Origin of the sequence: Streptomyces sp. F001, from assembly GCF_004187715.1 — a bacterium.
GTDB lineage: Bacteria > Actinomycetota > Actinomycetes > Streptomycetales > Streptomycetaceae > Streptomyces > Streptomyces flavusporus.
In genome coordinates, this window is record NZ_QZWF01000008.1 from 236,503 (window position 1) to 250,742 (window position 14,240).

The window sequence follows — 14,240 nt, forward strand, 5'->3', positions numbered from 1 at the left end:
TGGCCGAGGCCGAGCGCGAGCAGGAGGGCCGCCAGCAGGATCAGTAAGCGACGGGCCATCCGCTGCTCCAGTTCAGGAGGTTGATGCCGAGCTTGGGGGTGCCGTTGTCGTTGCCGTCGTAGTAGTGGTAGACGATCAGGTCGCCGTCCACGTCGTTCATGATCGACTGCCCGCCGGGCCCGATGATGCTGCCGTGCGACTCGAGGACGGGTGTCCCGCCGTTGTTCATCATCGAGACGCCGTTCTTGTCGTAGTAAGGCCCGGTGATGCTGGTGGCGCGGCCGACCTTGACCTTGTACGTGGAGCTGGTGCCGGCGCAGCAGGTGTCGTACGAGGCGAAGAGGTAGTAGTAGCCGCCCCGCTTGACGATGAAGGGCGCTTCGACGGCCTTGGTCCCGGTCGGACGGGAGGCGAGGGAGTACCGGGTGGTGTTGGAGGAGAGCTGCTTCCCGGTGGAGGGGTTGATCTGGATCATCTTGATCCCGGTCCACCAACTGCCGAAGGGCAGCCACCACTTGCCGTCACCGTCGACGAAGAGGTTGGGGTCGATGGCGTTGTAGTCGCTGGAGGAGCTGGAGGTGTAGACGGTGCCCTGGTCGGTCCAGCTGCCCGACTGGCCGGTGCTGGAGGTGGCGAGGCCGATGGCGGAGGTGTTCGAGCCGAACTTCGAGACGGAGTAGTACAGCAGGTACTTGCCGCCGTGGTACGAGATGTCCGGCGCCCAGGCCTCCGGCACGGAGGAGTAGTTCGACCACCAGCTGGGACGGCTGCCGAAGGCGTCGGCGCCCGCGCTGAAGGCGATGCGGTCGCTCGACGTCTTGTTGGCGATGCCTCCGCCGGTGGCGTAGAGCAGGTACTGCCCGGACGAGGTGCGGATCATCGTCGGGTCGTGGGTGATGACGGAGCCGGTGACCCGTCCGGGGTTGGGATAGGCGCTCGCCGTGCTCGGGATGAGGGCGAGCAGGACGGCGGCGGGGAGGGCGAGGAGTGCGGTTCTGGTCGTTCGGGAGGTGCGGCTCACGCGGATCCTCCTTGCGGGTGGGGGCGTTGAAATGGAGCGCCCGTATGTCCGTGATTTCGAACAGCGATCGCAAGTTCGGACGGGACCGTAGAATCGAACCACTTGCGCGTCAATGGGCCGCGCAGTCACAGCGGGCGCACTACGAAGTGGTAACGGGCGGCAACTGCCGGTGAGTTGCCATGGTCTAGCCCGCCATGAAGATCTCTTTCCTGCTCCACAACGCCTACGGAATCGGAGGCACGATCACCACCACCTTCAACCTGGCCCACGCACTGGCCGAGCGGCACGAGGTGGAGATCGTCTCCGTGCTACGGCACCGGGAGCTCCCGAACTTCACCCTGGACCCGAGAGTGTCGCTCAGGCCGCTCGTGGACTTGCGGCAGGAGAAGAACCATCCGCTGCATCTGAGACCGGCGGGGGTGTTCCCCCGCGCCGAGTACCGTTACGGGCAGTACAGCGAGCTGACCGACCAGCGGATCGCCGAGTGCCTCGCCACGATCGACGCCGACGTGGTGATCGGCACCCGGCCTGGGCTGAACGTCCATCTCGCCCTCCAGGCTCCGGAGCATGTCGTCCGCATCGGACAGGAGCACCTCACCCTGGACAACCATCCGCCCCGGCTGCGCACCACGCTGCGCCGGGCCTACCGCCGACTCGACGCACTGACCACGGTGACCGAGGCGGACGCCGCCGCCTACCGGCGCAAGATGTGGCTGCCCGGGGTCCGGGTGGAGGCCCTCCCGAACAGCGTGCCGGATCCCGTGCTGCCGGCCGTCGACGGCTCGGCGAAGGTGGTCGTCGCGGCCGGCCGACTGGTCCCGGTGAAACGTTACGACCTGCTCATCGAGGCCTTCGCCATGGTTGCCGCCGAACACCCGGACTGGCAGCTGCGCATCTACGGCAAGGGTGAGGAGCACGATCGGCTGCGGCAGCTCGTCATGGACCTCCGCCTGTGGAACAACGTCTTCCTGATGGGTGCGGCGGCCCCCATGGAGGGAGAGTGGGTCAAGGGCTCGATCGGTGCGGCCGCCTCCAACTTCGAGCCGTTCGGCATGACGATCGTCGAGGCGATGCGCTGCGGACTGCCGGTGGTGAGCACCGACTGCCCCTACGGACCCGGTGAAATCATCGAGGACGGGGTCGACGGCCGACTGGTGCCGGTCGGGGACCGTGACGCGCTGGGCGCCGCCCTGCTGGAACTGGTCCGTGACGACGAGGGGCGACGCCGCATGGGCCGTGCGGCGCTGAGGAACGCGCGGCGGTTCGCTCCCGGCCCCGTGGTCGAGCAGGCCGAGCGGCTGTTCACGGAGACGGTCTCGGCGAGAAGGGCGGGACGACCCGTCGTACCGGAACGCGCCCGTATGCACCGCGCCCTGGTCAGCCAGGGTTTTGCCGCCCGCGACGCCGCGTTCGCCTCGGCGAGCAGTGCGCTGCGCATGGTTCGGAAGGGACAGCGATGAGCACGGAGCAGACTGCGGAACAGAGTGTGGATCCACGCGTCGGCTGCGTGGTCGAGCCGGACGGCCGGATCACGTTCGATCTGCCGCCGCTGCCGGCCGATGGGCCGCAGGTGCTGCTCCGGCTGCGCCCGAAGAAGGGCCAGCCTGAGAAGACGCTGCACGCCCTGGACCTGGCACCCGCCAACGACGGTCGCCTGCGCGCCGTCCTGGGCCCGCAGCCCGTCCTCGAGGAGGGCCGGTGGGATGTGTACCTGCTCCCGGAACCGGGATCCGAGCGGCAGCGTCTGCGCCCGGGCCTGCGTGACCTGCGGGCCCTGGTCGACGGGCACCTCCGCGACCGGCAGTCACCGCTGGCCGTCCGGGTTCCCTACGTCACCAAGGACGGATACCTCGCAGTACGAGCCTGGCTGCGCCCCGCCCACGCGGAGGTCGGCGGCATCGACATCACGGACCGGTCGATGACGGTCGCCGCCCGCCTGCACGGCGCCTCGTTCCAGGAGGGAGCCGCCGTGCACCTGCGCCTGCGGGGCGGCAGCGGCACCGTGCGCCCCCTGGAGCCACGGCCCGCACCTGACGGCCGAAGCTTCTCCTTCACGGTCGACCACGGGGAGTTGACCGCCGGAACGGACGCCGGAAGCGGCGTCTGGGACGTCTTCGTGCGGCCTGCGGCGCAGGCGCCTCTCATCCGGGTCGCCCGTCTTCTCGACGACCTGGCAGACCGCAAGGAGGTCTTCGTCCACCCGGCGGTCACGCTCGGCGGTGCCGTCCTGCGCCCCTACTACACCGTCGACAACGACCTCTCCGTGGAGGTGACGAAGGCCGGTTGAGGTGGGCGACGGCTGTCTCGCCACGGATCACGCCTCCGGCTGCGCCCACCGGAACAGGGAGAGCCACCCGGGCACGTCCACCTCGGCGCGCACCGTCTTGCCCGGCGGCGGCTCCCGGTCCAGCACCTCCCAGCGGGCGGCCAGCGCGGCGACGAGTGCGAGGCCGCGCCCGGATTCCTCGAGCGGCTCCGGCGTCCGTACGGCACCCGGATCCGGCGGGCGTGGCGCCGTGCGGGTGTCGGTGACCTCGATGCGTACGCTTCCCGTGACCAGGGACAGCCGCAGTTCGAAGTCCCTTCCGGGAACGCGGCCGTGGATCACGGCGTTCGCGGTCAGTTCGGCGACGATCACGGCGATGGTGTCGGAGGCGTCACAGCCGTGCGGGATGCCCCAGGCGTGCAGCTGGTTCAGGGCCAGGTGCCGGGCGAGGCGGGCGCCGCGCGGGGTGGCGCTGAGGCGCTGGGTGAACGTACGTACGGTAACCGGCTGTTGGGGAGTGAGCGGTGCGGTCATGCGCCCAATCTGGCGGGTGTACAGGGCAGTTCACCAGGTCGGCGGCGCGTACGCTGCTCGAGCGTACGCAGTTACGGGGTGGACAGTACTCATCACTGGCCGTGACCATGGGTGCGGGAGGTGACCGTCAGTGGTCGATGTGCTGGGTACGAGTGGCGAGCCGGAGTCGTCGGACAGTCTGCGGACGTTCGGAGCGGTCGTCCAGGCCTTGCGGGAGCATGCCGGGTTGAGCCGGGAGGAGTTCGGGGACCGGGTGGGGCTCTCCAAACACACAGTGGCTTCAGTGGAGTTGGGGCGGCGGATGCCGGATCCGACGTTCGCGGAGCGATCGGAGGCGGTGCTCGGGAATACGGGGGCCTTGCGACGGGCGGCGCAGCATCTGGCTCGGCAGCCGGGGCTGGCGGCGTGGTTTCGGCGGTGGGCGCGGTTGGAGGCGACCGCGATCACGCTGTACACGTACGAATGCCGGTTGATTCCAGGGCTGTTGCAGACGGAGGCGTACGCCCGTCAACTGTTCGACGACGAGTTGCCGCCGCTGGCGGACGAGCAGATCGAGGCCCAGTGGGAAGCGCGCGCCGAACGGCAGCGGCTCTTGCGGCAACGGCCGAACACCGAGTTCAGCTTCGTCCTCGAAGAGCACTTGTTCCTGCGGCACACGGGCGGTGTGGACGTCACACGGGAGCTCATCGATCACGTGTTGGAGATCTCCGTGCTGCGGAACGTCGAGATCCAAATCATGCCGTTGGTGCGGGAGTCGCATGCCGGGCTGCACGGCCCCATGCAGTTGCTGGAGCCCCCCGAGAACAAGTGGTTCGCGTACATCGAGGGCCCGGAATGCGGCCAGTTCATCTCAGACCCAAAGGTGGTGGGCGTCCTCCAGAGGCGATATGCCAGGATGCGTGCGCAGGCTCTCTCCCTCGAAGACTCCGTGAGCCTGTTGCAGCGGATGCGAGGAGACCTATGAGCACCAACGAACTGACGTGGTTCAAGTCGAGTTACAGCAGCAGCGGTTCGGGCGACTGCGTCGAGGTCGCCCCCTCCCCCACCACCATTCACATCCGCGACTCCAAGAACAAACAGGGCCTCCACCTCACCGTCACCCCTGACGCTTGGAGGGACTTCATCTCCCTGGCCTCACAGGCGCGTTGACGATCCATCGCTCCCCGGTGACCGCATCGATCTCGGCTCGGGAAGCCGAAGTGCTCGCGTTGCTCGGGGAGCACCTGAGCAACGCGGAGATCGCCGCGCGGTTGTTCATCTCCGTACGCACCGTCGAGTCGCACGCCTCCTCGCTGCTGCGCAAGCTTCAGGTGCCGGATCGACGGGCGCTGTCCCGGCGCGCTGCGGAAGCCGCTCCCGCTGAACAGTCGCGCTCGGCGGCCGCCCTTCCGGCACCGCTGACGGCGTTCGTCGGCCGGGTGCGCGAGCGCGGCGAGCTGGCCGAGGCGGTGAAGGCGCACCGGCAGGTGACCGCGGTCGGTCCGGGCGGGGTGGGAAAGACGCGGCTGGCGCTGGCGGTGGCGGCGGAGGTGGCCGGCGACTTCGCCGACGGGGGTGTGGTTCGTCGACCTGGTCCCGGTCACCGATCCGGGGCGGGTGGGCGCTGCGGTCGCGGCGGCCGTGGGTGTGGGCGAGCAACCCGGGCGCGACACCGACGACGCGGTGCTGGCCGCGCTGGCGGATCACCGAGCGCTGCTGGTTCTGGCCGCATTCACCGTCGATGTCGCCGACGGCTCCCTCGAGGTGTACGCGCAGCGGGTACGTCGTGTCCTTTCGGCCGCGCTCCATCTGGCCTGCACGGCGGAGCTCGACGACGAGGACCTGCCGGCGGACGAATTCCCGGACTGGTTCACGGCGATCTCCACCCGGGAAGGCGAGGTACATGAGACTTTCGCCCGGGACGGCCGCACCGCGTATATGAACCGAAGCGGCGGAGATCCCTGGTCCTTGCAGAACTGGATCTACCGGTTCGACCCTGCCGAGGATTCCCGAGGCTGGGAATTCTGGGACGTGGTTCCGGTGGGCCCGTCGCGAGTGCGGGTGTGGGTCGACAGCTGGGAGGAATCCTTCTTCGGGTCCGTCGACCTGCTGTGGCTGCTGTACACGGCCGGTGCCTCACACGTCGAGGGGCCGGAGGTCCGTGAGGCGAGTGCGTGGGCGTCCGAGATCTTGCGTCCGGTGGGAGCGTCGTAACTCCCATCATCGCAAGTCAGCGGGCACCTCTTCTTACTTCCTCATCCCCAGGCCGACCTCTTCCCGGTGGATTCAGTCTTAGCGCCTCCCAAGGCCGTTAGTGCCTCCCGGGACAGCGCAAGGATCGGCCGGGAACCCAGGCTTGCAGGGGCTGCCGACGTTGTTACCGCCGCCGCGCCCACCATTCTGATTGATCTCGCCGCACACCGGCGTAGGCGTAGAGGGCTGCCCAGACCCGCCGAGACATTGAGCCTCGGGATCCCAAACGTCTGTCGTCACCGTGGTGCTCTGCGGCATCGGTGCCGCGAATGCGGTGGCCGGCAGGAGGCCGGTGCCAGCGGACACCGCCGTCGCGGCTGCGGCCAGCAACAGACAGCGCTTCCAGAAACGTTTGATCATGATGCCCTCCGTCATGGCGTGCAAGATCCTGGATTTCCGGCCAGGCCGGGTTATGCATCAAGGGGCTCAGACCAGGGATTCCGTGTCATGACACTGAAAAACGTGACTTGACGCGAGAGCACTGCCGACGGTAAAAGCCCACGCCTCCAGTCGAAGGACAACCTTCCACTCCACCTGCGCCGGGCCATCACCTGCGTCACATGTCGGACATATCCACCCTCGTCAAGTCACGTTTTCCTGTGACATGACCGGAGCCGCCTGCTCAGGCCTACTGGGGAGACACCCCGCCCTGTCACGGGGCACACCGTAAGACCAGGCCTTCTGCCCTCATCTTTGAATCCGCTAAATCCGCAGGGCGAAGCGCCACCCCGTCTGCACCGCGAAGGAACACGCTCATGACTCACAGTGTCGGCAACCCGACAGACATCCAGCGCCGGCGCGGCTGGAGTTTCGGCATCGGGATGGGCCTGGCCTCGGCCGCCATGGCTTCCGGTGTCATGCTCGCGGTCCCTGCTTCCGCCGCCGTCTTCATTCCCTCCTCGGTGATCACTGTGCCCACCGATGACGGCGTCGACATCGACGTCGACGATCTTCGTCCGTACCCATTCCCCAAGGATCCGAACGACGATCCTCTTCCGCCCAAACCCCCCAAGAATCCGTGCGAGAAGAAGCCTTGGCTCCCTGACTGCGGGCCTTTCCGGTAACCCTGCGAATATTCGGTACATCGGAAGCATCACCGCAATTCAGGCCGCCCTTTATGGCCTGTGACGACAAAGAGCCCGCCCATCCGGGGCCGCGTTGGGCACCCCCGCCACGAGCCCGACTCGCTCTTCGCAGACCGCGGCTGCGACCACGAGGTCTACCGCCGACGCGGCCCCGAACGCGACATCGTGCCGGCCATGGCCGGCGCGGCACCTCGTACGGCAGCCACCTGTCCGCCTGCCTCGAGGGCGGCGCCGGCAACGACACCTGCATCGTCGACTCCGACCATCTGATCGGCTGCAGGCCACACGTCATTCGGCCCTGTGGGCAGTGCAGGCACGGTACAGGTATCCGTGCTCGTCAGCCCGCCGCAGGTCCCGGTCGCGGAGCAGCACAGACAGCTTGTGGCCCCAGTGCCTGCACGTGGCGTCGAAGTCTGCGGCCCGATACTCGACGGCGAGGACGTGGGAGCCGTAAGCCTCCTCGTACACCCCGCACTCGTCGTGGCGACCGCACTCCTCGGCCACGGCGAAGTCGAACCCGATGCGCTTGTCCTGCGAGGCCAGCTCGGCGGTGTTCTTCTGGGCGACGGCCAGCCCGCTCGCATGCGCCCGGTCGGCCAGCAGCTCGGCGAAGGCCGCCGCGTCCCGCCGGTCCAGCAGGCCCTCTGACCGGGTGTACGAGTCCAGGTTGTCCGGCTCGACCGCCTGGAAGCCGTCGACGGCGCAGCTGTCGATCCACTCGCCGACGATGGCCGCGAGCCGTGACCGTTGGGCGGACGTGGAGATGTCGAGCAGCGCCTCGCCCCAGTCCTGGTCGACGATCTCCGCACCCTCTCGGTCGTGCAGCAGCAGATCGTCGTGCCGCTTGCGCCACCACGACAGCTCCTGAGGCTGGGCCTGGAAGGCGTTCACGTAGCAGACCGAGTACACCCCCTTGGCCGGGCGCGCTTCGCGATCCCGCACGACGGTGCGGGTACCCGCCGGCGGTTCGTAGGCGCCGCCCAGCTGGTAGTCGAACGCGCCGTGTGCAGGCGGCGGTTCGATGTACTCGTTCGAGGCGCTCGGTCCCTGGCAGGACAGTGATGCGGCGGTGAGGACGCACCCCGCTGCCCCTGCGCGGAACCACCGTGTTCTGCCGTTCAGCCTGTGCCCCATGAGCTCAGTCGATCATGCGCAGTCCGCTGTCGTCGAACACCGCGACGACGACCGGCTTCCTCAGGGGGTCATCTCGGCGGACGAGAAGTGGATGGCGTTCGGCCTCGGACTGGTGGCCGGGCAGCTCGACGCCCTCAGAGGCGGAGCCGGCGCCGTGCTGCTACGAGTGGACGACTGGGACGTACCGATGCTGACGGACTACCAGGAGGAAGTCGCCGCCGCAGCCGTCATCGAGTGCCTGCGGGAGAACTACGGCATCAGCGGTGTCGACATCGGTCTCACATTCGACCGAGAGCGGAATCGCTACCAGTTCACCTGGGACGGAGCGCAAGCCGAACCCGGCCAGGTGAAGGACAGGCCCGGCGAATGATCCACAGCAAGGAGAGCGTCGCCGCCGAACTGGATCGCGTACGGCAGCGCCCTCCGGCCGATTCGGCTCCACCGGTACTGGCCGCCTTCACCGTCAAGGTCGCCGACGGCGAGTCCGAGGCGTACGCACAGCGGGTCCGTCACGTCCTTTCGGCCGTGCTGCACCTGGCCCGCACGGCGGAGTTCGACGACGAGGACCTGCCGGCGGACGAATTCCCGGACTGGTTCACGGCGATCTCCACCCGGGACGGCGAGGCCCGTCAGGAATTCTCCCGGGACGGCCGTACCGCGTACCTCGACCGGAGTGGCGGAAATCCCTGGTCCTTGCAGAACTGGATCTACCGGTTCGACCCGGACGACGATTCTCGCGGCTGGGAGTTCTGGGACATCGTCCCGGTGGGCCCGTCGCGGGTGCACATCTGGGTCGACAGCTGGGGCGAGTCTTTCTTCGGATCCCTCGAACTGCTGTGGCTGCTGTACACAGCAGGTGCCGCACACGTCGAGGGGCCGGAGGTCCGCAAGGCGAGCGTGTGGGCGTCCGAGGTGCACGGCCGGTGACGGAGGGGAGCCGCCGGAGGGTGAGATCTCCTCCGGCGGCTCCGCCGACGATGTCCGTTCCGGCTCAGCCGAGCCGGATCACGTTCCAGGACAGCGGTCAGCCGGCCGTCCTGGAGGGCTGTGCCCTCGACCGGGTGCGGGGTGACCCGCTCGGGGTCGTCGAGCGTATTGCTCAACTGCCTGCCGACGGATGGCGGATGGATGGCGCCGCCCGACCGGCCAGGCGGCTGCGCGGCCCCAGGAGGCCGCGTCCACTGACGCGGTGTACGGCGGTCGCCCACCGGTAGGGGAATCCGCAGGTGCACCACATCTGGCGGATGTGTTGCATTCTCAGCCGCTACACCACTCCTGTGGACACGGCAGGGCGCCGTCAGCACGGCCCGGGCACCGCTGAGTCTGCTCGGCGGCCTTGCGCCGGTGGGCGCATTCATCGACGCGGGCCGCGGGAGGCGGGATGGAAGGGGCGAGGCCAGAACCACCGAGCTCACACCGCGTTCGTCGCGGCTGATCCGTTCAAGCGGGCCTGTCGCAGCGGGAAAGAGGCGGCACGTCGATCTCGGCGAGACTGCTCGACGCCTGCGCTACCGCGCACCTCGGGCGGCCGTGTCGCGGGGAGACGGTCAGCGGGAGGTGAGGGGGGTTTCGGACTCAACGCGGGTGAGCTTTTCGGGGTTGCGGACGTAGTAGAGACCCGTGACGCGGGCGTTCTCCACGCGGAAAGCCAGCACGCCGTCGATCACGCCGTCCACGCGCAGGATGAGTCCGGGGTTGCCGTTGACCGTCGTGGGCTCACTGGTGAAGGTGCCGCCGGCCTTTTCGACACTGCCGGCCATGTAACGGAGCACCTTGTCGGCGCCGACGACCGGCCGCAGGGCCGCCAGCTTGAAGCCGCCGCCGTCGCTGACGAAAACAACGTCCGGGGCGAGTACGTCGAGCAGCCCGTGCAGGTCCCCGGTTTCGAGCGCGGACTGGAACGAATTCAACGCTTCCCGGGTTTCTTCCGGGGAAACCGATGTGCGCGGCCGGCGGGCGTCGACGTGTTGGCGGGCGCGGTAGGCGATCTGGCGGGTGGCGGCGGGGCTCTTGTCGATTGCGGCCGCGATGTCCTCGTAGCCGATGTCGAAGACCTCGCGCAGCACGAAGACGGCGCGTTCGGTCGGTGAGAGGGTTTCGAGGATGAACATGAGTGCCAGCGACAGGTTCTCGGACAGTTCGACGTCCTCGGCCACGTCCGGCGCGGTGAGCAGGGGCTCGGGCAGCCAGGGGCCGACGTAGGCCTCCTTGCGCCGTTTGAGGGTGCGCAGCCGGTTGAGTGCTTGGCGGGTCGTGATCCGTACCAGGTAGGCGCGCTGGTCCTGCACCTGCTCCAGGTCGACCTTGACCCACCGCAGCCAGGCCTCCTGGAGGACGTCCTCGGCGTCCGCCGCCGATCCGAGCATCTCGTAGGCGACGGTGAACAGCAGGTTGCGGTGGGCGACGAAGGCCTCGGTCGCGGGGTCGGTGACGTGGTCGTTCATGTCGTGCGCTTCACTCTCTCGTGGTGGCCCCATGTGCCGGAAGCAGGCCGTAAAGAACATGTACCCGGTCCGATGACGGGGTTGTCGGCAGCAGCCTCCCCAGGCCACGTGGGATGGGCGGGCTGTGGGACTGGCGCCCCGGAGCCCGCCCACGGCCTACGAGGCCGCGGCGTTGTGTGCTTGTCGCTCCGGCTCGGTCCTTCTCGGGCCGGACCGGTCGGTCCGGCCGAAGGAGGGGTCTTGGCGGCTGGCCCGAGCGTCAGGTGTTGGACGGCGTCGTGGGGTGTTCCGGCTGAGGCGTTACCACGCGGTCGGTGCTGTCGCCGTGGGATCCGCGGGAACTGGCCTTGCGTGCCCCGGACACCAACTTGTTGAGGGTGAACACGCAGGCGATCTCCTTGACGCCGGCACCGGTCCGCCCGCTGATGCTGAGCGCGTTCACCTTGTCGTTCGGGTAGGAGAACTGAGTGACGCCCCCCTTCCGGCCGAGGCTGAGGCACTGCCCGGCGAAGAACATCCGGACGGGAGAGGCTTTCTTCCCCGCGATCCGGCGCAGGATCGTGGCGGCGGCCGCCGGGCCCAGCTGCGTGGCGGCCTGGCAGCTCAGCCGGAACGGGTGGTCCGGCATCACTCCCGCGTCCCCAGCGGCGATGATGCGCTCGTCGTCCACACTGGTCAGCGTCGTGTCGGTGACCAGACGGCCTTCGGCGTTGGTGCGCAGCCCGCTGCGGGCGGCCAGGTCCGGGATACGGAATCCCGCAGTCCAGATCGTCACCGCGCTGGGCAGCTCGCGGCCGTCGTCGAGCCGTACGCCGTCGCGTGTCACTTCCGCCACCTTCGTACCGGGTCCTTCGAGGACGGTCACACCCAGCTTGGCGAGCCGGCGGGCGACCGGGCGGCGGACTCGGGCGTGCAGGGAGGGGCCGAGCACCTTGCCGCAGACCAGGGTGACCTTGCGGCCCACCTCCGCCAGCTCGGCGGCGGTCTCCAGGCCGGTCGGGCCGGCCCCGACCACGGTCACCGGAGCCGACGCGGGCGTCGCATCCAGCGCCGACCGCAGTCGTTCCGCCCCCTCGAGGTCCGACACCGAATGAGCGAACTCCGCCGCTCCGGGGACGCCGGGATCGGCGGCGCCGCTGCCCACCGCGTAGACGAGGTAGTCGTAGGAGACCGTGCCACCGCCCGCCAGCGACACCTGACGCTCGGCAGCGTCGATCCGGGTCGCAGTGTCGACCACCAGCCGGATGTTCCCGCCCATGACCCTGTCGAAGCCCTCGACCGCGTCATCGGAGCCGGTCACGAGCTGGTGCAGGCGGATCCGCTCGACGAACTCGGGACGCGGATTGATCACGGTCACCGACACACCATCGCGCCGAGCCAGGCGATTGGCCGCTGTCACGCCCCCGTACCCGCCGCCGATCACGACTACCTCGACGTTCCCGTTCATCATGTCTCCTCGTGTTGTGGACTCGGCATGGAGACACCAGCGGTCCGTCCGGCGTAACAACCTGCGGATGAGACGTAGCGCACATCAAAGGTCGCGAAACGCCGCCCCTCCCTCCGCGAATGGTGTAACGCGGCCCTGACGAGGTCGGGCAGGAGCCGGGGAGTCTCGCGGTAGCGGGCGAGTGGGGCCCGGCTCGCTGTATTCGGCCTGACACGGCTCGGTGGTGGCCGCGCGGGCAACATTCATGGAGCCGAGGGGCACGACGTGGCACCAGCCCCCGTTCCTTCGACCTGAGCACCATCGCGGCGGAAAAGAGACTCACCGCATTCGCTGGAAAACACCGCGAACGGCCGCCGGAAAGCCGAGCGGCGGCCGTTCTGTGTCAGTCGGAATCAGCGTCGCAGGGCCAGGTCGTTGCGAGCCAGCTTGACCGCGGCAAGAAGCGCAGCGAACACCGTGCCGAACAGGTTGATCGTCATCATCGTCTCGTTGATCGCATGCCCGCTCCAGCTGACCGAGGCCCCGTCCTTGACCATGTCACCGGAGGCGCCGATGAAGTAGGGAACCGAGCTCAGTCCCAGCGCCCCGTAGAAGAGCACGTTCTGCGCCAACACCCCCCGCCCCTCGGTCCGCACCGACACCGAGGTCGACGCCGGCTGACGCTTCATCAAATACAGTGCGAAGATCTGGAAGTAGAGATAGGTGACAAACCACCAGCCCAAATAGTTGGTGTAGGGCACCCCGAACACCCCGCCCCCCTCTTCCCAGACCCAGACCCGCTTCACGGTGGCGGCGATCGAGTCGACGCCGAGGTCGAACATGGTCATCAGTGCCGCGGCCAGCATCGGCAGCGCCACCACCTCGACCCGGCCGGCGACCGACCCGGACGAGCCGCCCAGACGGCTGTCCGCCTCGTCGAGCAAGGTGTTGGCCACCTGCCAGCAGATGTAGCCCAGACCGAAGTAGATCGGTCCGATCTCGATGGGCACATGAATCAGCTGCGGATGGCCCGTGTAGTGGTATTGGCCGAAGGGGAACCCGGTGGAAACGCTGAGGTTCTCGAAGAAGTTGCTCACCACCAGGGTCACGATCAGAAAGAACAGCAGCGTCCGCCACCCGTATCTCCGCACCCCGTGGATCAGCGCGAACGGGACCGACAGCAGCAGCATCGGCACCGCGATGTGTGTCCCGGTCAGCGGTACGGTGAGGCCCACTACTGCGGCGGCGGCTGCCAGCAGCCAGAGGACGCGGTTCCATGGGTTCATTTTGTTTCTCCTGTAATGGTGGGTTCAGCTGCCTCCGCCCCCCGCAGCCGTCGAAGCAGCCCCAGGACCACCGCAACCGCCGCCGCGCACAGTGCCAGGGTGTGGTGAAAGCGCCCCGCCCCGGAATGCGGCCAGTCGGTGGGGTCCGCGGGTTCGGGTGCGCCGGGGACGGCACGGCGGTACCCGGTGAACACTCGAGACGCCCAGGCGCTGGTGGACTGGCGGCCGTAGAGCTCCAGCAGCCCCACCATCACGAGCAGTGCCGGGACGCATCCCGCGACAAAGGCCGCCTCGCTGCTCATGACACCACCGGGCCGACCGGCGTGCCGACGCCCACGCTCAGGCCCGGGTGCGTGCCCGGCCCGGGGTCGGCGTCCGGTACGACCTCGGTGAACAACAGCTCCTCCGCAGACGCGTCCATCGGCCGGGCAGCCGCCGAGTCGCGGTACTTGACGCCAGCCAGGTCATCCACAGCACCGGCAACCATGCTCACCAGTGAAAACCGGTCGCGTCGGCGCCTGGCGCGTTGAAGGTACGTACCGATATCGGCATCCCGGCGCTCGATGCGCTTCACCAGAGCCTGCCGAGAATCGGTCTGATTCTCGGACGCCGTCATCTCAGCCGATTCATCCTCGCCGGAGCCGTCGCCCCGAGGTTTGCCAGCGGCCCCCGAAGCCCTCGACCGTGTCATCGGAACCGGTCAGAAGCTGGTGCAGACGGATCCGCTCGACGAACTCGGGACGCGGATCGACCACGGTCACCGGCACACCATCGCGCCGAGCCAGGCTGCCGGCCCGCCGTCACGCCCCGTC

Annotated in this window: 17 protein-coding genes and 2 pseudogenes; 10 read left to right on the forward strand and 9 right to left on the reverse strand. The window is 68.4% G+C overall.

Translation table 11 applies throughout. The features are described from left to right. Positions 1-40: 40 nt before the first annotated feature. Positions 41-1,021, reverse strand: a complete 981-nt coding sequence (locus StrepF001_RS27480) for an arabinan endo-1,5-alpha-L-arabinosidase (protein WP_129800904.1) — start codon at positions 1,019-1,021, stop codon at positions 41-43. A gap of 194 nt (positions 1,022-1,215) precedes the next feature. On the opposite strand from StrepF001_RS27480, the gene StrepF001_RS27485 reads away from it, so the two are divergent. After that, a complete protein-coding gene (locus StrepF001_RS27485) occupies positions 1,216-2,481 on the forward strand; it encodes a glycosyltransferase family 4 protein (RefSeq protein ID WP_129800905.1) in 1,266 nt (421 codons plus the stop codon). Next, complete coding sequence (locus tag StrepF001_RS27490) at positions 2,478-3,308, forward strand: transferase (RefSeq protein ID WP_129800906.1); 831 nt, start codon at positions 2,478-2,480, stop codon at positions 3,306-3,308. The genes StrepF001_RS27485 and StrepF001_RS27490 overlap by 4 nt, the downstream gene beginning before the upstream one ends. Before the next feature lie 27 nt (positions 3,309-3,335). On the opposite strand, the gene StrepF001_RS27495 is transcribed toward StrepF001_RS27490, so the two are convergent. Beyond that, on the reverse strand, positions 3,336-3,821 hold the full coding sequence (locus tag StrepF001_RS27495; RefSeq protein WP_129800907.1) for an ATP-binding protein: 486 nt from the start codon (positions 3,819-3,821) through the stop codon (positions 3,336-3,338). Positions 3,822-3,960: 139 nt separating this feature from the next. On the opposite strand from StrepF001_RS27495, the gene StrepF001_RS27500 reads away from it, so the two are divergent. From StrepF001_RS27500 to StrepF001_RS48335, 6 genes and pseudogenes are all read left to right on the forward strand, one after another. Next, complete coding sequence (locus tag StrepF001_RS27500) at positions 3,961-4,785, forward strand: helix-turn-helix transcriptional regulator (protein ID WP_165396390.1); 825 nt, start codon at positions 3,961-3,963, stop codon at positions 4,783-4,785. Beyond that, positions 4,782-4,970: a DUF397 domain-containing protein gene (locus StrepF001_RS27505; RefSeq protein ID WP_129800909.1), complete on the forward strand. Its 189-nt coding sequence runs from the start codon at positions 4,782-4,784 to the stop codon at positions 4,968-4,970. The genes StrepF001_RS27500 and StrepF001_RS27505 overlap by 4 nt, the downstream gene beginning before the upstream one ends. A 50-nt stretch (positions 4,971-5,020) precedes the next feature. Next, positions 5,021-5,098: pseudogene (locus tag StrepF001_RS48330) on the forward strand (DNA-binding response regulator); the annotation flags it as partial. A 277-nt stretch (positions 5,099-5,375) separates the two neighbouring features. Then, the gene (locus StrepF001_RS46530) at positions 5,376-6,014 is read left to right on the forward strand and encodes a hypothetical protein (RefSeq protein WP_240797698.1); all 639 of its coding nucleotides are present in this window, start codon (positions 5,376-5,378) and stop codon (positions 6,012-6,014) included. Positions 6,015-6,808: 794 nt separating this feature from the next. Next, complete coding sequence (locus StrepF001_RS27515) at positions 6,809-7,117, forward strand: hypothetical protein (protein WP_129800910.1); 309 nt, start codon at positions 6,809-6,811, stop codon at positions 7,115-7,117. A gap of 75 nt (positions 7,118-7,192) precedes the next feature. Beyond that, a pseudogene (locus StrepF001_RS48335) lies at positions 7,193-7,341 on the forward strand (IS5/IS1182 family transposase); the annotation flags it as partial. 85 nt (positions 7,342-7,426) lie between these two features. Here the strand turns inward: StrepF001_RS48335 and StrepF001_RS27520 are convergent. Beyond that, the gene (locus StrepF001_RS27520) at positions 7,427-8,272 is read right to left on the reverse strand and encodes an endo alpha-1,4 polygalactosaminidase (RefSeq protein WP_129800911.1); all 846 of its coding nucleotides are present in this window, start codon (positions 8,270-8,272) and stop codon (positions 7,427-7,429) included. Between StrepF001_RS27520 and StrepF001_RS27525 the strand changes: the two genes are divergently transcribed. Both StrepF001_RS27525 and StrepF001_RS27530 read left to right on the forward strand, forming a co-directional pair. Then, on the forward strand, positions 8,271-8,642 hold the full coding sequence (locus StrepF001_RS27525) for a hypothetical protein (RefSeq protein WP_129800912.1): 372 nt from the start codon (positions 8,271-8,273) through the stop codon (positions 8,640-8,642). The genes StrepF001_RS27520 and StrepF001_RS27525 overlap by 2 nt on opposite strands. Then, on the forward strand, positions 8,639-9,199 hold the full coding sequence (locus StrepF001_RS27530; protein WP_129800913.1) for a hypothetical protein: 561 nt from the start codon (positions 8,639-8,641) through the stop codon (positions 9,197-9,199). The genes StrepF001_RS27525 and StrepF001_RS27530 overlap by 4 nt, the downstream gene beginning before the upstream one ends. 620 nt (positions 9,200-9,819) lie before the next feature. Here StrepF001_RS27530 and StrepF001_RS27535 read toward each other — a convergent pair. The 6 genes from StrepF001_RS27535 to StrepF001_RS49610 all read right to left on the reverse strand — a co-directional run bounded on the left by StrepF001_RS27535 (position 9,820) and on the right by StrepF001_RS49610 (position 14,189). After that, on the reverse strand, positions 9,820-10,716 hold the full coding sequence (locus tag StrepF001_RS27535; protein WP_129800914.1) for an RNA polymerase sigma-70 factor: 897 nt from the start codon (positions 10,714-10,716) through the stop codon (positions 9,820-9,822). Positions 10,717-10,975: 259 nt separating this feature from the next. Beyond that, complete coding sequence (locus StrepF001_RS27540) at positions 10,976-12,163, reverse strand: FAD-dependent oxidoreductase (RefSeq protein ID WP_165396391.1); 1,188 nt, start codon at positions 12,161-12,163, stop codon at positions 10,976-10,978. Between the two features lie 392 nt (positions 12,164-12,555). Then, positions 12,556-13,428 carry a carotenoid biosynthesis protein gene (locus tag StrepF001_RS27545; RefSeq protein WP_129800916.1) on the reverse strand — a complete coding sequence of 291 codons (873 nt, stop codon included), beginning with the start codon at positions 13,426-13,428 and terminating at the stop codon, positions 12,556-12,558. Further along, positions 13,425-13,730 (reverse strand): hypothetical protein, encoded by a 306-nt coding sequence (locus StrepF001_RS27550; protein WP_129800917.1) that lies wholly within the window; start codon positions 13,728-13,730, stop codon positions 13,425-13,427. The genes StrepF001_RS27545 and StrepF001_RS27550 overlap by 4 nt, the downstream gene beginning before the upstream one ends. Further along, the gene (locus StrepF001_RS27555) at positions 13,727-14,044 is read right to left on the reverse strand and encodes a hypothetical protein (RefSeq protein WP_129800918.1); all 318 of its coding nucleotides are present in this window, start codon (positions 14,042-14,044) and stop codon (positions 13,727-13,729) included. Before StrepF001_RS27555 ends, StrepF001_RS27550 begins: the two co-directional genes overlap by 4 nt. A 10-nt stretch (positions 14,045-14,054) precedes the next feature. After that, on the reverse strand, positions 14,055-14,189 hold the full coding sequence (locus StrepF001_RS49610; protein ID WP_276322844.1) for a hypothetical protein: 135 nt from the start codon (positions 14,187-14,189) through the stop codon (positions 14,055-14,057). Positions 14,190-14,240: the final 51 nt, after the last annotated feature.